The 15,800-nt window shown below is 65.0% G+C and carries 13 protein-coding genes; 4 read left to right on the forward strand and 9 right to left on the reverse strand.

All coding sequences use genetic code 11. The features are described from left to right. The first annotated feature begins 68 nt into the window (after positions 1 to 68). The gene (gene lexA / locus V473_RS07635) at positions 69 to 755 is read left to right on the forward strand and encodes a transcriptional repressor LexA (protein ID WP_066602206.1); all 687 of its coding nucleotides are present in this window, start codon (positions 69 to 71) and stop codon (positions 753 to 755) included. Here lexA and V473_RS07640 read toward each other — a convergent pair. After that, a complete protein-coding gene (locus V473_RS07640; RefSeq protein ID WP_082679007.1) occupies positions 746 to 2,917 on the reverse strand; it encodes a ComEC/Rec2 family competence protein in 2,172 nt (723 codons plus the stop codon). The genes lexA and V473_RS07640 overlap by 10 nt on opposite strands. 69 nt (positions 2,918 to 2,986) lie before the next feature. Between V473_RS07640 and gltX the strand changes: the two genes are divergently transcribed. Together gltX and V473_RS07650 are read left to right on the forward strand one after the other, a co-directional pair. Further along, positions 2,987 to 4,408: a glutamate--tRNA ligase gene (gltX, locus tag V473_RS07645; protein ID WP_066602209.1), complete on the forward strand. Its 1,422-nt coding sequence runs from the start codon at positions 2,987 to 2,989 to the stop codon at positions 4,406 to 4,408. A gap of 20 nt (positions 4,409 to 4,428) precedes the next feature. Next, positions 4,429 to 5,715: a citrate synthase gene (locus V473_RS07650; protein ID WP_066605291.1), complete on the forward strand. Its 1,287-nt coding sequence runs from the start codon at positions 4,429 to 4,431 to the stop codon at positions 5,713 to 5,715. An 82-nt stretch (positions 5,716 to 5,797) separates the two neighbouring features. Here V473_RS07650 and V473_RS07655 read toward each other — a convergent pair whose 3' ends face one another. The 4 genes from V473_RS07655 to V473_RS07670 all read right to left on the reverse strand — a co-directional run bounded on the left by V473_RS07655 (position 5,798) and on the right by V473_RS07670 (position 9,880). After that, positions 5,798 to 7,177 carry a sensor histidine kinase gene (locus V473_RS07655; protein WP_066602212.1) on the reverse strand — a complete coding sequence of 460 codons (1,380 nt, stop codon included), beginning with the start codon at positions 7,175 to 7,177 and terminating at the stop codon, positions 5,798 to 5,800. Further along, a complete protein-coding gene (locus V473_RS07660; protein WP_242495974.1) occupies positions 7,174 to 8,274 on the reverse strand; it encodes a hypothetical protein in 1,101 nt (366 codons plus the stop codon). Before V473_RS07660 ends, V473_RS07655 begins: the two co-directional genes overlap by 4 nt. 46 nt (positions 8,275 to 8,320) lie before the next feature. Next, positions 8,321 to 9,487: a hypothetical protein gene (locus V473_RS07665; protein ID WP_066602215.1), complete on the reverse strand. Its 1,167-nt coding sequence runs from the start codon at positions 9,485 to 9,487 to the stop codon at positions 8,321 to 8,323. A gap of 90 nt (positions 9,488 to 9,577) precedes the next feature. Beyond that, entirely contained in the window at positions 9,578 to 9,880 is a 303-nt protein-coding gene (locus V473_RS07670; RefSeq protein WP_066602218.1) for a hypothetical protein, read from the reverse strand. An 80-nt stretch (positions 9,881 to 9,960) separates the two neighbouring features. Here V473_RS07670 and V473_RS07675 point away from each other — a divergent pair, with 80 nt between their 5' ends. Next, positions 9,961 to 12,633, forward strand: coding sequence for a coiled-coil domain-containing protein (locus tag V473_RS07675; RefSeq protein WP_066602220.1), 2,673 nt, complete (start codon positions 9,961 to 9,963; stop codon positions 12,631 to 12,633). Between the two features lie 10 nt (positions 12,634 to 12,643). Here V473_RS07675 and aac(6') read toward each other — a convergent pair whose 3' ends face one another. The 4 genes from aac(6') to V473_RS07695 are packed head-to-tail and all read right to left on the reverse strand — an operon-like array spanning position 12,644 to position 15,797. Further along, complete coding sequence (aac(6'), locus tag V473_RS07680; protein WP_066602222.1) at positions 12,644 to 13,105, reverse strand: aminoglycoside 6'-N-acetyltransferase; 462 nt, start codon at positions 13,103 to 13,105, stop codon at positions 12,644 to 12,646. Then, entirely contained in the window at positions 13,102 to 13,371 is a 270-nt protein-coding gene (locus V473_RS07685; protein WP_066602224.1) for a DUF1467 family protein, read from the reverse strand. The genes aac(6') and V473_RS07685 overlap by 4 nt, the downstream gene beginning before the upstream one ends. 9 nt (positions 13,372 to 13,380) lie before the next feature. Further along, positions 13,381 to 15,018 (reverse strand): ribonuclease J, encoded by a 1,638-nt coding sequence (locus V473_RS07690; RefSeq protein ID WP_066602227.1) that lies wholly within the window; start codon positions 15,016 to 15,018, stop codon positions 13,381 to 13,383. Then, complete coding sequence (locus tag V473_RS07695) at positions 15,018 to 15,797, reverse strand: type III pantothenate kinase (protein WP_066602229.1); 780 nt, start codon at positions 15,795 to 15,797, stop codon at positions 15,018 to 15,020. Before V473_RS07695 ends, V473_RS07690 begins: the two co-directional genes overlap by 1 nt. Positions 15,798 to 15,800 lie beyond the last annotated feature (3 nt).

Raw genomic sequence — 15,800 nt, forward strand, 5'->3', positions numbered from 1 at the left:
ATGTTCGGTGCTTGACTAACCTTCATCTGTTTCCTATGCGTTCCTCATACGTTCCACGGAGGATCGCAATGTTGACGCCCAAGCAGCAGGAATTGCTAAGCTTCATTCAGACCCGCTTGGACGAAGGCGGCGTGTCGCCTTCTTTCGAGGAAATGAAGGATGCGCTGGACCTGCGGTCCAAATCCGGCATTCACCGCCTCATCAACGCGCTGGAGGAGCGCGGCTTCATCCGTCGCCTGCCCAATCGCGCCCGCGCGCTGGAAGTGCTCAAGCTCCCCGATGCGATGCATCGCACGCCCGCGCCAGTGATCGCGCTCAAGCCCAAGGTTGCGCCGCCCGCCCAGCCGCCGATGATCCCCACCGCCGCCAATGACGTGATCGAAATCCCGCTGCACGGCCGGATCGCGGCCGGTGTGCCGATCGAGGCGATGGAAGGGCAGACGATGCTCTCCGTGCCCGCCGCGCTGCTCGGCGCGGGCGATCATTATGCGCTGGAAGTGTCGGGCGATTCGATGATGGAAGCCGGCATCCTCGACGGCGACTTCGCGTTGATCCAGCGCACCGACGTCGCCCGCGAAGGCCAGATCGTCGTCGCGCTGATCGACGAGGCGGAAGCGACGCTGAAATATTTCCGCCGCGAAGGCAGCCGCGTCCGGCTCGATCCGGCCAACCCGGCCTATGAGCCGCAGATATACGATCCGCGCCAGGTCCGCATCCAGGGCAAGCTCGCGGGGCTGCTGCGCCGCTACAATTGAGGCCTGTGTGATTGGGCCTTAAATGATTCAGGCTGGTCCCTCCACGTCCGGCGGGTCTGGCGGGCGACCCAGGGATGCGCGTCGCCCGCCCGATGGACGGTGTGAACTTCGCCCTTCGCCAGGATCATAGACAGCCCGCCGGTACGCGCGAGCGACCGGCGATCGACCTTCATCCAGCGCGGTCGGCACCAGCGCGGCAGGCCCCGATCGCTGACGACGATGTCCGCCGCCGCGCAATCGCCGGCGAAACTCGACCGATCGATCAGCACATTGCTGCGAGTAAAGAGCAGCCGCCAGTCGCGGCCCTTGCCATCCTTCATCCTCATGGCGCACATATCCTGCGAGCAGCGCGTCTCCGGCAGCGCCGCGATCGCCGCCAGTTCGCCGTCATAACCTGCACTTTCCGACAGCACGTCCCGCACATAATCCCCCGCCCGATCGCGCAATATCGCCATGCCCTTTCCCGTCCGCACGGCGACATGCCGCCCGTCGCCGGTAATCAGGATATCGGGCGGCGCGGCGGTAAAGGTGACCGCCACGCCGATCAGCACCGGCGCAAGTCCCAGCCATCGCCATCCCGTCCGCCATAACAGGCACCAGAGCAGTCCGACGATGGTGATGCCGAACAGCCCCATACCCATGGTCGGCGCGAGCAATGTGGCCATAGGACTCGCCGCCACGCCATGAGCCAGCAGCAGCAACAGGTTCAGCGCCTGCTGCGTCAACCACCAGAACGGCGCGCCCAACCCTACGACATCCAGCACGAGCGCCAGCGCCTCCAGCGGCATGACGACGAAAGTGGTGAGCGGGATCGCGATCAGATTGGCGAAGGCGCCGAGCAGGCCCGCCTTGTGAAAATGGAACAGCGCGATCGGCATCAGCACCAGTTCGACGGCGATCCCGGTCGCCAGCGTGACGACCAGCAAGCGACCCGTCTTGCGAATCACGCCCTCGTCCCTGACGGCGGCAAAGGCGCGAAAGCGCGGATGTTCGGCCAGCGCCACCAGCGCCGTCACCGCCGCGAAACTCATCTGGAAACTCGGCCCGACCAGCGCTTCGGGCCACAGCAGCAGCACGACCAGCGCCCCGGTCGCCACCAGTCGCAATGTCACCGCATCCCGACCCATCGCCAGTCCGCCCAGCACCAGCAAGGCCGCGACGCAGGATCGCACCGTGGGCACCTCCGCCCCGGTTAGCAGCGTATAGCCGATCCCCGCCAGCGCCCCGCCCGCCGCCGCGATCAGCATCAGCGGCCAGCCAAGCGCCGCCCGCTGGCTCAAGGCCATCACGCGCATCAGCAGGAAAATGACCGCCCCGATCAGCGCCGTCACATGCAAGCCGCTGATCGACAGAAGATGCGCCAGCCCGCTGCGCCGCATCGCTTCCGCATCCGCTTCGGGGATCGCGCCCTGGTCCCCGGTCGCCAGAGCGGCAGCGATTCCTTCGGCGGGACCATCCACTTGCTCCAATATATGGCCGAACAACCGCGCCCGCAGCGGTGGCGCGGCGGTGGAGGGGATCACTATCTCTATGGGCTTCAACGCCTTGCCGGTGGCCCCGATCCCCTGAAAATAGGCGCGCGCCGCAAAATCATAGCCGCCCGGCACACTCGGCGGCGCCGGCGGCATCAAGCGCACGCGAAACCGCAGACGCGCGCCCTCGCCCAGCCCCGTCGGCACATCGGCATCGGCGATATTCACCCGCACAACCGCCGGCAGATTGGGCGCGTGAACCGGGCGTAGCATGACGCGCACCATCGCCTGTGCCGGAACGGGACGCACCGCCGTCACATCGCCGATTACCTGTACGAAGGTCGCCCGGCCCAGTGGCGGCTGGCCCCACAGCATCGCCTTCCCCCAGACCAGCAGGCATCCCATGCACGCCAGGATGCCGCCCGCGACGCATATCCGGCGCAACCGCCCGCCGACCGGCAGCATCGCCCCCATGCAGGCCATCGCCAGCGCGCCGCAGCAAAAGGCCAGCCAGTCCATGGCGTGAGGCAGGATGAACCAGCCCGCAATCCCGCTGCCCAGCCCGATCGGCGCCCATAATCCGATCTGTTCGCGCTCACACTCCAGCCAGCTTTCGAGTCGCTCCAGCGCCGCCCGCGCCCATGCCGCCGGCCTCGCACCAAGGGAGGTTTGTCGTGGCTCAAAAGCCATGCTAGGGGGCGCAGCATCCATGGGTCAGCTAGGCGAATGTCAGGGAATATGACGGCAAGTGCAACGGGAATGAACAAGCCGGTGGTGACCCGTTTCGCCCCGTCCCCCACCGGGTTCCTGCATATCGGCGGCGCCCGCACCGCGCTGTTCAACTGGCTGTTCGCGCGCCATCATGGCGGCAAGTTCCTGTTGCGGATCGAGGACACCGATCGCGCCCGTTCGACCGATGCGGCCGTCGCCGCGATCTTCGATGGGCTGGAATGGCTGGGCCTGGGCGGTGACGAGCCTGCCGTCTTCCAGTTCGCGCGCACCCCGCGCCATGCGGAGGTCGCCAACCAGTTGCTGGAAACAGGCCACGCCTATCGCTGCTATGCGACGCCGGAAGAGCTGTCCGAACTGCGTGAACAGCAGCGCGCCGCCAAGCAGCCGATGCGCTATGATGGCCGCTGGCGCGACCGCATGCCGGAAGATGCGCCCGCTGGCGCGCCCTTCGTCATCCGCATCAAGGCGCCGCGCGAAGGCGAGACGGTAATCGAGGATGCGGTGCAGGGCCGCGTCGTCGTGCAGAATGCCGAGCTGGACGACATGATCCTGCTGCGGTCCGATGGCACGCCCACCTATATGCTGGCCGTCGTGGTCGACGATCATGACATGGGCGTCACCCATGTCATTCGTGGCGACGATCATCTGAACAACGCCTTCCGCCAGCTCAGCATCATCAAGGCGATGCAGTGGGAGGAGCCGATCTACGCGCATATCCCGCTGATCCACGGACCGGATGGCGCGAAATTGTCCAAGCGCCACGGCGCATTGGGCGTAGACGCTTATCGCGACGAGATGGGGATGCTGCCCGAAGCGGTGCTGAACTATCTGCTGCGTCTGGGCTGGGGCCATGGCGATGAAGAGATCATCTCGATCGCCCGCGCCATTGACCTGTTCGATATCGGCGGCGTCGGCCGGTCGCCTTCGCGCTTCGACATCAAGAAGCTGGAAAATCTGAACGGACATTATCTGCGCGAGGCCGACGATGCGCGTTTGGCGGGATTGGTTGCGCCTCATGTGAAGCAGCGGCTTGATATCGCTTTGACGGATGCCAATCTTTCGATTTTAACCCAAGCGATGGCTTCGTTGAAGCCGCGCGCCAAAAACCTTAATGAAATTGCGGAGGGCGCAGAATTTCTATTCAAAAATTGCCCGCTCGATTTTGACGAGAAGGCATCCGCTCTGCTAGACGACTCCGCGCGCGCGCTGCTGAAGAAGACAGCCGACGCTCTCCAGCCCGTCCAGTCCTGGACGGTCGAAGCGATCGAAGACGTGATACGCCGCGTGGCAGAGGATGCCGGTCTGGGGCTGGGCAAGGTAGCGCAGCCGCTGCGCGCGGCGCTGACCGGCCGCACGGTCTCGCCGGGGATTTTCGATGTCCTCTTCCTTTTGGGGAAAGAGGAGAGCTTGGAACGACTGAACGATGTTGGGCACGCATCGGCCGGTTGATGGCACTCAAGGAGAACAATATGTCGGATAATAATGCCACTTTGACCGTCGGGGGAGACACGAAGGACTATGCCGTCATGGACGGAACGGTCGGCCCGCAGGTCATCGACGTGCGCAAGCTCTACGCCAATACCGGCATGTTCACCTATGATCCGGGCTTCACCTCCACCGCCAGCTGCGAATCCGGGCTGACCTATATCGACGGCGACGCGGGCATCCTGCTTCATCGCGGCTATCCGATCGGACAGCTGGCCGAAGAATCCAGCTTCATGGAAGTCTGCTACCTGCTGCTGAACGGCGAATTGCCGTCGCAGAAGGAACTGGAAGACTTCACCACCACCATCACGCGCCATACCATGGTGCATGAGCAGCTGTCGGCCTTTTTCCGCGGTTTCCGCCGCGACGCGCATCCGATGGCGATCATGGTGGGAGTCGTCGGCGCCCTGTCGGCCTTCTATCATGACTCGACCGACATCAACGACCCGGAACAGCGCCGCATTGCGAGCCATCGCCTGATCGCCAAGATGCCCACGATCGCTGCCATGGCCTATAAATATTCGGTGGGTCAGCCCTTCGTCTATCCGCGCAACGACCTCAGCTACACCGCCAATTTCTTGCGCATGACCTTCTCGGTCCCGGCGGAGGATTATGTTCCCGATCCAGTGATCGTGGACGCGATGGACAAGATCTTCATCCTCCATGCTGACCATGAGCAGAACGCCTCGACCTCGACCGTGCGTCTGGCCGGTTCGTCGGGCGCCAACCCGTTCGCCTGCATCGCGGCCGGCATCGCCTGCCTGTGGGGTCCGGCGCATGGCGGCGCGAACGAAGCCGCGCTCAACATGCTGCGCGAAATCGGCACCGTCGATCGCATCCCGGAATATATCGCCCGCGCCAAGAACAAGGACGATCCGTTCCGCCTGATGGGCTTTGGCCATCGCGTCTATAAAAATTACGATCCGCGCGCGACCGTGATGCAGAAGACCGCGAAGGACGTGCTGGAGAAACTGGGCGTCAACGATCCCGTCTTCGACGTCGCCAAGGAACTGGAGCAGATCGCGCTCAACGATCCCTATTTCGTCGAGAAGAAGCTCTACCCGAACGTGGACTTCTATTCGGGCGTGATCCTGTCGGCGATCGGCTTCCCGACCGAAATGTTCACCGTGCTCTTCGCCCTCGCCCGCACCGTCGGCTGGGTGGCCCAATGGAACGAAATGATTTCGGACCCAGCGCAGAAGATCGGCCGCCCGCGCCAGCTCTACACTGGCCCGACGCAGCGCGACTATGTCGGCGTCGACAAGCGCTGATTGGCATCGAACCAACGCTATGATGAAGAACGGCGCCCGATGGGCGCCGTTTTTTATGGCAACAAAGGGTCGTTGGATCGCGTCAGGCGACCGGAAGCGATAATATGAAGCGTGCGCCTTCACCCGGTGCGCCGCCGATGCGGATATCACCGTTCATCGCGCGGGCGAGGCGGCGGGAAATATACAGGCCAAGCCCGCTGCCCCCGGCGTCGTCGCGCCCCAGCCGCTCGAATTTTTCGAAAATGCGCTCGCGATCGGCTGGCGCGACACCAGCGCCCTGGTCGATCACAGCGATGCGCGCCTGGCCGCTTTCCCATTCGGTCGCGATGCGCACCTGCGTACCTTCCGGGGCATAGCGTACGGCGTTACCGATCAGATTGACCAATATTTGGAGTATCCGGCGAAATTCCCCGATCGCCAGCAGGCGGGCGTCCGGCGCCGGTGCAACGATGGTGATCCGTCGGTCCAGCGCTTTGACCGCCAGCAGTCCCGCCGCGCGGCGTCCCAGATCGGCCAGATCGACCTCTTCGGCGACGACGCTGAAATCCGGGCGATCGATCGCCTGCAAATCGGCCAGATCGTCGACCAGCGCCATCAAATGCCGGCCTGCCGCCGCTATGTCGGTGGCATAGCCCGCATAGTCGGGGCGCAGCGGCCCTTCCAGTTGCGCGCTGATCGTGTCGGCGTTCGCGATGATCCGGCCCAGCGGCTGGCGCAGCGAGCGATCGAGCCGACGCCCGAACTCGACCGGATACAGCGTCAGCGGCGCTTCGTCCGCCAAAGGCGCGGCGACCGCCAGTTCCAGCGGGAAGGCGGTGCCACGATAGCCGGTCAATTGGCCGGCATGGTCGAACATCGGAAAGGCCGACAGGCGGAAATGGCGCGCGACATCGCTCGCCAGCACCGCCTGTTGATCGCGAAAGGCGCGCCGCTGGGCAAAGCCGCGCAGCATCGCCATGTCGCCGTCGCCGTCCGCCTGCAACTGGAAATAGGCGGAAAAGCGCGTCCCCGGCACGGGCGGACTGACCGGCAGCGTGCCGCTGTCGCCATTGCCCGCCAGCACCATCTGGAACCGCAACTGGGTGTCGATCTGCCAGGTCCAGCCATCGGCCAGCGCCGCAATATCGGCTTCCCGCCGGCCATCGTCTGGCGGTAGCGGTGCGGCGGGCCGTTCGCGCCAGTCGACGACCGACAGGCTGACGCCCTTGTCGCTCTCCGGCTTGGCTCGCACCCACATATCGATGTCGCCGCGCTGCGCCGCCGCGACCACCGGCCGCGACACCAGAACGCCCAGCCGCGCCGCCAGCCGCGCGATCGCCACCAATTGCGGCACGGCGAAAGGTGCGCCCAGATCAGCGCCCGCTTCCCGTTGCAGCGCCAGCAGCGGCGCGTCCGCGCTCAGCAGGCGGCCGTCAGCTGACAAGGCGGCGCGCAATATGGCGGGATGCGACGGCATGTTCATGCGCCTGCGACCGCCCGCAAATGATCGAGCTTGGCGCGGAACGCGGCCGATGTCCGTAGCGCGGCGATCGCGCTGTCGGCCTGCGCTTCGTTCAACGCCTGATAGCGATCCGCCTCCGCCACGATCGCCGCATCGGACAGCGAAGGCCGCACCGGCCGCAACGACAGCAACAAATGCCGGAAATCGGCGCCCGATCCGCCCAGCGCCCGGCATAGGATCGCGACCTGCGACAGCGGTCCCATCACCAGCATCTCGATCACTTGGCCGCTTTCCAACCGGAGTTGCCGCGCTGTGACCGCCGCGAACAGCAGGAAACGCCGCCGTTCCAGCAAGCGGCCTAACAGGTCCGGCGCGTCGGCCTTCTCGCCCATGCGACGCACCAGTCGATCCGCCTGAACGATCGGACAGGCCGCTTCGTCATGGTCGGCCAGCAAAGCCCAGCCCGACCGGTCGAAGGCGGCCAGCAGCCGATCGTCGGCATCGACCATGGTCCGTTGCGCAACGACGGTCAGGCAGGCGGCGACCAACCACAACAGTTCGGCGAAATATTCGGCGGGCAGATCGGGCTTCATCGGCGTGTCTTCCCCGCCCATGGCAAGCCAGCGCCCTTCGGCCAGCGCCAGCCCCGACAAACCGTCGCCCAGCAAGGTATCATCGATCGATGTCGCTGCGGCCCCATCGACCTCGTTCAGTTGCTCGACATCCGCCTGGCCGAACTGGCGTAGCATCACCGTCACGCCAGCCCGCATCTGCATATGCGCCAGAAGGCCGGGGCCAAGCAGGCTGGGATGCGCCCGCACCATCGCCCAAGCGACCGGCGCCGGCCAATGATCCAGCGCTGCGGCGACATCGGGCGCATGTTCCAACGACAGGCGCAGGGCCATTTCGATCGCGGTGATGCATCCGCCGATATGGCGGCGCGTTTCGGCGATCAGGGCGTCGTGGCGCGCCTGCCCTTCGTCGGGAAAGAAAAACGCCAGGTCGATGGCGTGGGCGACCGGCACGGCGGACATGCCGGCCATGACCCGCGCCATTGGCCAGTTGCCCGCCATGGCCGTGCCGGTAAGGGACGAATAGGCGCTCATGCCGGTCAGCATAATCGCACGTCCTTAAAATGCACTAAACCGTGCCGGGGAAAATCGTTCAATTGCGCTTTCGCAGCAAGATGGTGCCGACCGACGCGATCGCCAGCAAAATGGCGACGCGAAAGCCCTGCGCCATCATCCCGACAAAGCCGGTCAGGATCAGCAGCAGCAGTGCCGTGCCGGGCGTGAAGATCATCCACGGGCGGGCCGCAGCCGTCCGGCCCCAGCGATCGGCCACCATCAGGATGCCGAGCAGAAGCGCGAGGTCAGCCGCCAATGTCGTGCCGCCGGCAAAGACCATCGCTGCCAGCACCAGCACCGGCGCGCAGAAGGCGAACCAGCCCATCAACGGTGTCCGCAACGCAAGATCGCCCAGCCGATCGCTGATTTCCGACAGCAGAAGCGCGCCCAACAACAGGCAGAATCCGGTGAGCGGCCAACCCAGTTCGATCGGCACCAGCGCCACCGCGCCCAGCGCAATCGCGGCGATCCGCACCTGAAGTGCTGGCACCTGCATCCGCATGAGTGGCGGGCTGACGATGCGGGCCAGCGGCGCCAGCAGATAATGTTCGATGCCTCCGCGCGCATGGGCGCGGGACGATCCAGCCGCGGTTACGGCCTGCGCCACCAGGTCGGCCTGCGCCTGGCTTTCGACCAGCGCCACGCGCCCTTCCAGCAGATCGTCCTGCGGCACGGTGACCCGCCTGGCGCCCCTTTGCACGCCGGTCCGCACCAAAGTCAGCGCCAAATCCCAGTCGCCGATCATGTCGAGCGTACCGAACAACAGGTCCGGGCTGATCCGCGCCAGGCCCGCCCAGCGCTGGCCCGCGTCGATCCGTTCGAACGGCGCGCTGGCGCGACTGTCGTCCGTCACCAGCATGGCATTGCCCTGAGCCGCGCCGATGCCGTCATAATGCGCCTGTGCGACGATCGCGCCGTCCGCCACCAGCAGCACGTCGCTGTCGCGCGGCGCATCCCGCACCATCGACACCATGTCGCGCACCAGCGCCACCGCGATGCCGTCCGCGCTCAGACGATCGACCGCTTGCGACAAGGCGGGCGTGATGGTGCTGACCAAAATCATGATTCGGTCGGCGCCCGCCTGCGCCGCCTGCCGCGCCTGATATTCCACCAGCGTCTGGCCAGCGAAATACAAGCTCGCGCGCAAACCCGCAGGCGAATCGCCCGATGCGCGACTGGCGCTCAGAATAGCGGCGAAACTCATGGCGTTTACGTTTGTCGACCCGATTGTTGTGCGACGACCTTTTCGCAAGGCGGAGCGTTTCGCGCAAGCAACGCTTTTAGCGTCGGCCGATCAACTGTGATCGAGTCCCGCGAGCGCCGCTTGGAGACGACGAAGCACGCGCGGATCGCCAGGCGCAGCGGCGGCCGCCTCGTCGGCCAGCGCCATCAAGGTCGTCAGCCCGAAGCTGGCCGCCAGTCCCTTGAGCCGCCAGGCGGCCAATTCCCAATTGGCGTCGCACCGCGCCCGGCCAAGCAGGTCGATCTGCCGCGCGGCGCTTTCCAGAAAAGCGACGCGCAGGTCTGCGATCAGTGCGCTGTCTTCGCCGACGGCGGCGGCCAATGCGGCATGAAGGGCGCCAGGATCATAGGACATGGCGACAGACGCTATCTGGCTTGCGTTAAGTTTTGGTAACAGGGCATTTGCGCGGGCGGAAAAGATGCTAGGATGATGACATGACAGGGGGCAGCACCATCGTCGAGTTCTGGCGAGACGAACACATCGCGACCGGCAACGAGTCGCAGGCGGACGATATTTTGCTATTGAAACAGGCGGTTCTCGATATTGACGAGGATGACGCGACGGAAGGAGTCGGAGACCACCGGATAAAGCGCATCCGCTGGGGCCTGTTGGTTCTGGCCATCGCCTGGATCGGCTTTGCCGGCTGGGCGATCGCGACGTCCGGCGATCTGGCTGCCGGCCCGTTCGCCTGGGCCAACGCCATCGTCACGCTCGCCATCCCCCTCATCCTGCTGGGCGTCGGCTATATGCTGCTGGTCCGCAACAGCCGCGCCGAATCGCGCCGCTATCTTGATACCGCGCGCGCGCTGCGTACCGAGGCCGACCTGCTGGAACTGCGGCTGGGCCGCATCGGCAGCCAGTTGGAAACCGCGCGACAGGCGATGCAGGACCAGGCGGAATTGCTCGACAGCTATGGCGCCGCCGCCAGCAGCAATATGGAAGCGTCCGCCGAACTGATTGCAGCACGCTCCCAAGCGACCGCCGAACGGGCGGAAACCGCCGAGCGCGCGGCCGTCTCGCTGGTCGCTCGCATGGACATGCTGATCGGCTCGATCCCCGAACTGGAGGACCGCACCAGCCGCATGACTGCGCAGATGATGGACAATGGCCATGCGCTGGCCGAGCGGATCGACACGCTGGAGGCCCGCCTCCATTCTCTCGCTGAACTGTCCGACGATGCGCGCGCGCGCACGCTTTCTGCGACCAAGAGCCTGTCCAGCCAATTGACCCAGTTGCAGGAGACGACCCGAACGGCGGCTGAAGAAGTCACCGGCATGGCCGAGATTGCCGCGGGCCGAATCGACGCCACGGCGCAGAGCGCACGCCAGGCGATGGATCGCAGCCGCCAGGATTTGGAAATCCAGGCCGCAGCGTTGGCGACGCTGATCGAAGCGGCGCAGGCCGGTGTCGCGGAAACCAGCGCGCAGGTTCGCCAGACGCTGACCACCGATCTCGATAGCGCCGAACATGACCTGCGCGGGCGCATGGACAGCGCTTTGCGCGGCATGAAGGACAGCATGGCATCTACCGACGAGGCGCTGTCCCGTCGCGCGGAGGCCTTGGAAACGCTGGTCGCCGCGGCCCGAAACGGCATGAGCGGGGCGAGCGAAGAGGCGCTCGCCCTGTTTGAACGCGACATTGAGTCGATGGAGACGGACCTGCGCCGTCGCTTGGACGATGCGTTGCGACAGGCTCAGGAAACGCTGGCCATCACCGATGGCGGCCTGACCAGCCAGACAGCGACGCTCGACGCCTTGATCACCCGCTCGCGCGACAGCCTGACCGCAATCGGCGATGATACCGTGACCGGCCTCAGCGACTCGATCGGCGACGTAGAAAGCCGCCTGCATCAGATCAACGACATGATCGAGGGTCAGCGCAGCCTGATGTCGAGCCTGCACAGCAGTTTGCATGACACCATCGCCTCGACCGAAGGCCGTTTCGCCGCCCTGGAGGACAGCGCTCTGGCGCGCGGCGAACGCCTGACCGGCGCACTTGTCCGCATGACCGAGGAAACGATGCGGATCGACAAGGCGCTATCGGCTGGCGGCATGACAGCCGAAAAGCTGATCGGATGCGCCGAGACGCTTCTGGTCGCGCTCGATTCGAGCGTTCGGGAACTTGACGAAACCTATCCCGCCGCGCTCGAACGATTCGACGCGCGGCTGGAACAGAGCCGCGCCTTGCTGGGCAGCACCGCGCCCGAAATGGAGCGGCTGGAGGCGATTTCCGAGGCGCTGGTAGGCCGCACCGCAGAAGCCGAAGAGATGCTGCGCGGCCAGGGCAGCCGTCTGACCGAATGGCTGGAAAGCACGCAGGGCGGACTGGAAGCCAATCGCGGATTGGTGGAGCGCCTGCGCAAGACGCTCGACGCCGCGCATCAGGACGCGACGCGCATTACCGAAGGCGCTGGCCCCTTGCTGGTGACGGCCCTGCTGCGGGTCAAGGACACGGCCGATCAGGCGTCTGAACGCGCCCGCCAGGCGCTGGGCCGCGCCATTCCCGATGCGGCGCAACAACTTGCGCAGGCCAGCGATGAAGCGCTGCAGGCCGTGATCGGCCAGAAGGTGACGGCGCAGATCGAACAAGTCGCGCGGGTCGCGGAGGAAGCGGTCAAGGCCGCGCATCAGGCGTCTGAACGCCTCACCCGCCAACTGCTGACGATCGCCGACACCAGCGCCAGCGTCGAACAGCGGATCGAGGAAGCGGAACGCGCGTCGGAAAGCCGCGATCGCGACCATTTCGCGCGGCGCTCGGCCTTGCTGATCGAATCGCTCAACAGCACGGCGATCGACGTCGCCAAGATATTGTCCAACGACGTCACCGATTCGGCCTGGTCCGCCTATCTGAAGGGCGATCGCGGTGTGTTCACCCGCCGCGCGGTCAAGCTGCTGGATGTCGGCGAATCACGCGAAATCGCGCTTCATTATGATAATGACGCGGAGTTCCGCGATCATGTGAACCGCTATATCCATGATTTCGAGGCGATGCTGCGGATCATCCTGTCGGCGCGTGACGGCAACGCGCTGGGCGTCGCGGTGCTATCATCCGACATGGGCAAGCTTTATGTCGCGCTCGCCCAGGCGATCGAGCGACTGCGGCAATGATTCTCGCCGTTCAGCCGATCACTTTGCGGAAATAGACGACTCGTTCGGTTTCGATGAAGCCCGCTGCATGGTGGAAAGCATGGCTGGCCAGATGGGCGATGTCCGAGTCCGACGCCATTTCCGTGCAGCCCATGGCCAGCCCCCAGCCCTCGACGGCGTCGATCAGGGCTTTCGCTATGCCTTCGTGCCGCATCGCAGGCGTCACATAAAGACCTTCGACAAAAACGACCGGACTGGTGTCGCAACCGTTTACATAATCGCGGCGCAGCGATGCCTCGACAAAGGCGATCGCGTCACCCCGATCGTCAAGAGCGACGAAGGCAACAAGATCGCCTCCGTTCGCCATCATATCGGCAATGTGGTCATGATGATCGGCCACGGACGCATCGGGCCAGAGCGCGGCGCGCATCCGCACCCAAGATGGTGCATGAACGGCGGCAACGCGCGCGATCCGCGCCGCCGGCCCGCTCATTGCGCGGCGCTGTAGCCGGGCAGCATGTCCAGCGTCACCCAGCCCTGCACATAATTGGCGTAATAGAGGCCGAACAGGATCGTCGCCAATATGGTCGCGCGCAGCATGACCAGACCGGGCCGGAAATTGCTGGGCGCGCTGTCCGCCTGCCCCTTCAGCAGCACTTCGCCGGTTTCATCGGGCGTGCGGATGCCGAAGGGGAGCATGATGAAGGCGCTGATCACCCACATCAGGAAATAGATAGCGAAGATGGCGTATAGGTTCATGGCCTGTGATTAGGCCCGAACGAGCAGCACGTCCACTATCGGCTTCTTGCCGGTCCAGCGCGTCGCGGTGCGGCGCACGGCCAGGCGGACGCGCTCGCGCAGCGCCTCTTCCTCCATCGAACCCTTGGGCACGGCGGCGGCGGCTTCATCGGCCGCTTCGGCCAGGAATGCCGCCTTGTCTTCCTCCACCGGCACGCCTTGCGTGCGCAATGCCGGCTGGCCGATCAGCTTGCCCTTGCGGTCGATCGCCACCGCGACACTGATCTGCCCATGCAGGCCGAGCTTGCGCCGTTCATTGATCGTCGCGCCGTCGGCGGGCAGGATGACGTCGCCGTCCAACACCAGACGGCCAGTGTCCTGCTGGCCGATGATCGTCGGTGCGCCGGGCGCCAGGCGCAGCACATCGCCGTTCGACTGCACCACCGCATGGCGGATGCCGCTGGTGATGCCGAGCCGGGCCTGTTCCGCCATGTGGCGGCGCTCGCCATGGACCGGCAGCAGGATTTCGGGACGGATCCAGCGATACATGGCTTCGAGTTCGGGGCGACCGGGGTGGCCGGATACATGGACTTCGGCCTGACGGTCGGTAACCATCAGGATATTCTTCTGCGCCAGCGCATTCTGGATGCGGCCGATGGCGATCTCGTTGCCGGGAATCTGCTTGGACGAGAAGATGACCGTGTCGCCCTCCGCCAGCTTTATAGGATGACTGTCGAACGCGATGCGGGCCAGCGCCGCACGCACCTCACCCTGGCCGCCGGTGGCGATGATCATCACCTCGCTGCGGGGCAGGTGCATGACATCGTCCCAATCGACGGTCGGCGGGAAATCCTTGAGATAACCGGCCGCCTTGGCCGTGCTGATGATGCGGTCGAGCGAACGGCCCGCCACGCACACTTTGCGCCCCGTCGCCGCGGCGACTTCGCCCAACGTCTGAACGCGCGCCGCGTTGGAGGCGAAGGTCGTGACCAATACCCGTCCCTTGGCGTCTGCCACGGTCTTCATCAGCCCTTCGCGCACATCGCCTTCGGACCCACTGGCCTTGTCGTTGAACACGTTGGTGCTGTCGCATACCAGCGCCAACACGCCTTCGTCACCAATCGCGGTCAGTTCGGCCGGGGTCGATGGCTGGCCCAGCAGAGGCTGTTCATCCAGTTTCCAGTCGCCAGTGTGGAAAATGCGGCCATAAGGCGTGTCGATCAGCACCGCATTGCCTTCGGGAATCGAATGGGCGAGCGGAACGTAACGGAAGCCGAACGGGCCAAGATTGAAGCTGGCTTCATTCGGGATGACATGCAGCTTGACCTCCTTGGAGAGGCCTTCTTCCTCCAGCTTCAGGCGGATAAGGCCGGCCGTGAAGGGCGTGGCATAGAGCGGCACGCCCAAATCAGCGGCAAGATAAGGGATGGCGCCGATATGATCTTCATGCCCGTGCGTCAGGACGATGCCCAGCAGGTCGTCGCGCCGCTCCTCGATGAAGCTGAGATCGGGCAGCACCAGTTCGATGCCGGGATAGGACGGGTCGCCGAAAGTCATGCCGAGGTCGACCATGACCCACTTGCCCTGGCAGCCGTAGAGATTGACGTTCATGCCGATCTCGCCCGACCCGCCGAGGGCCAGGAAGATCAGTTCATCCTTGGGTGTCATTATGTCTTCAAACTCCGTTCGTGCATCAGCGCGAGGCCCTGAACCGTCAGGTCCGGCGCGATCGCATCGAAAATATCGCTATTGTCGTTGAAGAGGACCGCCAGGCCCCCCGTCGAAATCACTCTGGTCGGACGGCCGATCTCGGCCCTCATGCGGGCGACCAGCCCCTCCATCATCGCCACATAACCCCAAAATACGCCGATGTGCATCTGCGCTTCGGTCGTGCGGCCGATGACCGATCGATCCAGCGGCGGCGCGATCGCGATCTTGGGCAGTTTCGCCGCTGCCGCCACCAGCGCATCGAGCGACAGGTTGATCCCCGGCGCGATGATACCGCCCTTGTAAGCGCCACGATAATCCACCATGTCGAACGTCGTCGCCGTGCCGAAGTCGATCACGATCAAATCGCCTGCGTAGAGATGGTGGGCGGCGATGGCGTTTACAACCCGGTCGGCGCCGACCGACGCCGGCTCAGCGACGTCCAGTTCGATGCCCCATTCGACGCTACCCTGCCCGGCGATCAGCGCCGGGGTCTTGAAATATTTATCGGCCAGCACCTGAAGATTGTGCAGCGCGCGCGGCACCACCGTCGCGATGATCACCGCATCGACATCGGCGATGGCATAGCCCTCCAACTGCAACAGCTGGTTCAGCCAGACGGCATATTCGTCGGCGGTGCGCCGCGGATCGGTGGCGATGCGCCAGCGTGCCCGGATTTCGCGCCCGTCCAGCAGCGCGAAAACGACATTGGTGTTACCCGCGTCGATCGCGAGAAGCATGGC

Origin of the sequence: Sphingobium cupriresistens LL01 (assembly GCF_001046645.1) — a bacterium.
Taxonomy (GTDB): domain Bacteria; phylum Pseudomonadota; class Alphaproteobacteria; order Sphingomonadales; family Sphingomonadaceae; genus Sphingobium; species Sphingobium cupriresistens.

Bases quoted from the DNA above. Each gene is read 5' to 3' on its own strand.
- lexA (WP_066602206.1), top strand. From the start codon at position 69: ATGTTGACGCCCAAGCAGCAGGAATTGCTAAGCTTCATTCAGACCCGC.
- V473_RS07640 (WP_082679007.1), bottom strand. From the start codon at position 2,917: ATGGCTTTTGAGCCACGACAAACCTCCCTTGGTGCGAGGCCGGCGGCA.
- gltX (WP_066602209.1), top strand. From the start codon at position 2,987: ATGAACAAGCCGGTGGTGACCCGTTTCGCCCCGTCCCCCACCGGGTTC.
- V473_RS07650 (WP_066605291.1), top strand. From the start codon at position 4,429: ATGTCGGATAATAATGCCACTTTGACCGTCGGGGGAGACACGAAGGAC.
- V473_RS07655 (WP_066602212.1), bottom strand. From the start codon at position 7,177: ATGAACATGCCGTCGCATCCCGCCATATTGCGCGCCGCCTTGTCAGCT.
- V473_RS07660 (WP_242495974.1), bottom strand. From the start codon at position 8,274: ATGCTGACCGGCATGAGCGCCTATTCGTCCCTTACCGGCACGGCCATG.
- V473_RS07665 (WP_066602215.1), bottom strand. From the start codon at position 9,487: ATGAGTTTCGCCGCTATTCTGAGCGCCAGTCGCGCATCGGGCGATTCG.
- V473_RS07670 (WP_066602218.1), bottom strand. From the start codon at position 9,880: ATGTCCTATGATCCTGGCGCCCTTCATGCCGCATTGGCCGCCGCCGTC.
- V473_RS07675 (WP_066602220.1), top strand. From the start codon at position 9,961: ATGACAGGGGGCAGCACCATCGTCGAGTTCTGGCGAGACGAACACATC.
- V473_RS07685 (WP_066602224.1), bottom strand. From the start codon at position 13,371: ATGAACCTATACGCCATCTTCGCTATCTATTTCCTGATGTGGGTGATC.
- V473_RS07690 (WP_066602227.1), bottom strand. From the start codon at position 15,018: ATGACACCCAAGGATGAACTGATCTTCCTGGCCCTCGGCGGGTCGGGC.
- V473_RS07695 (WP_066602229.1), bottom strand. From the start codon at position 15,797: ATGCTTCTCGCGATCGACGCGGGTAACACCAATGTCGTTTTCGCGCTG.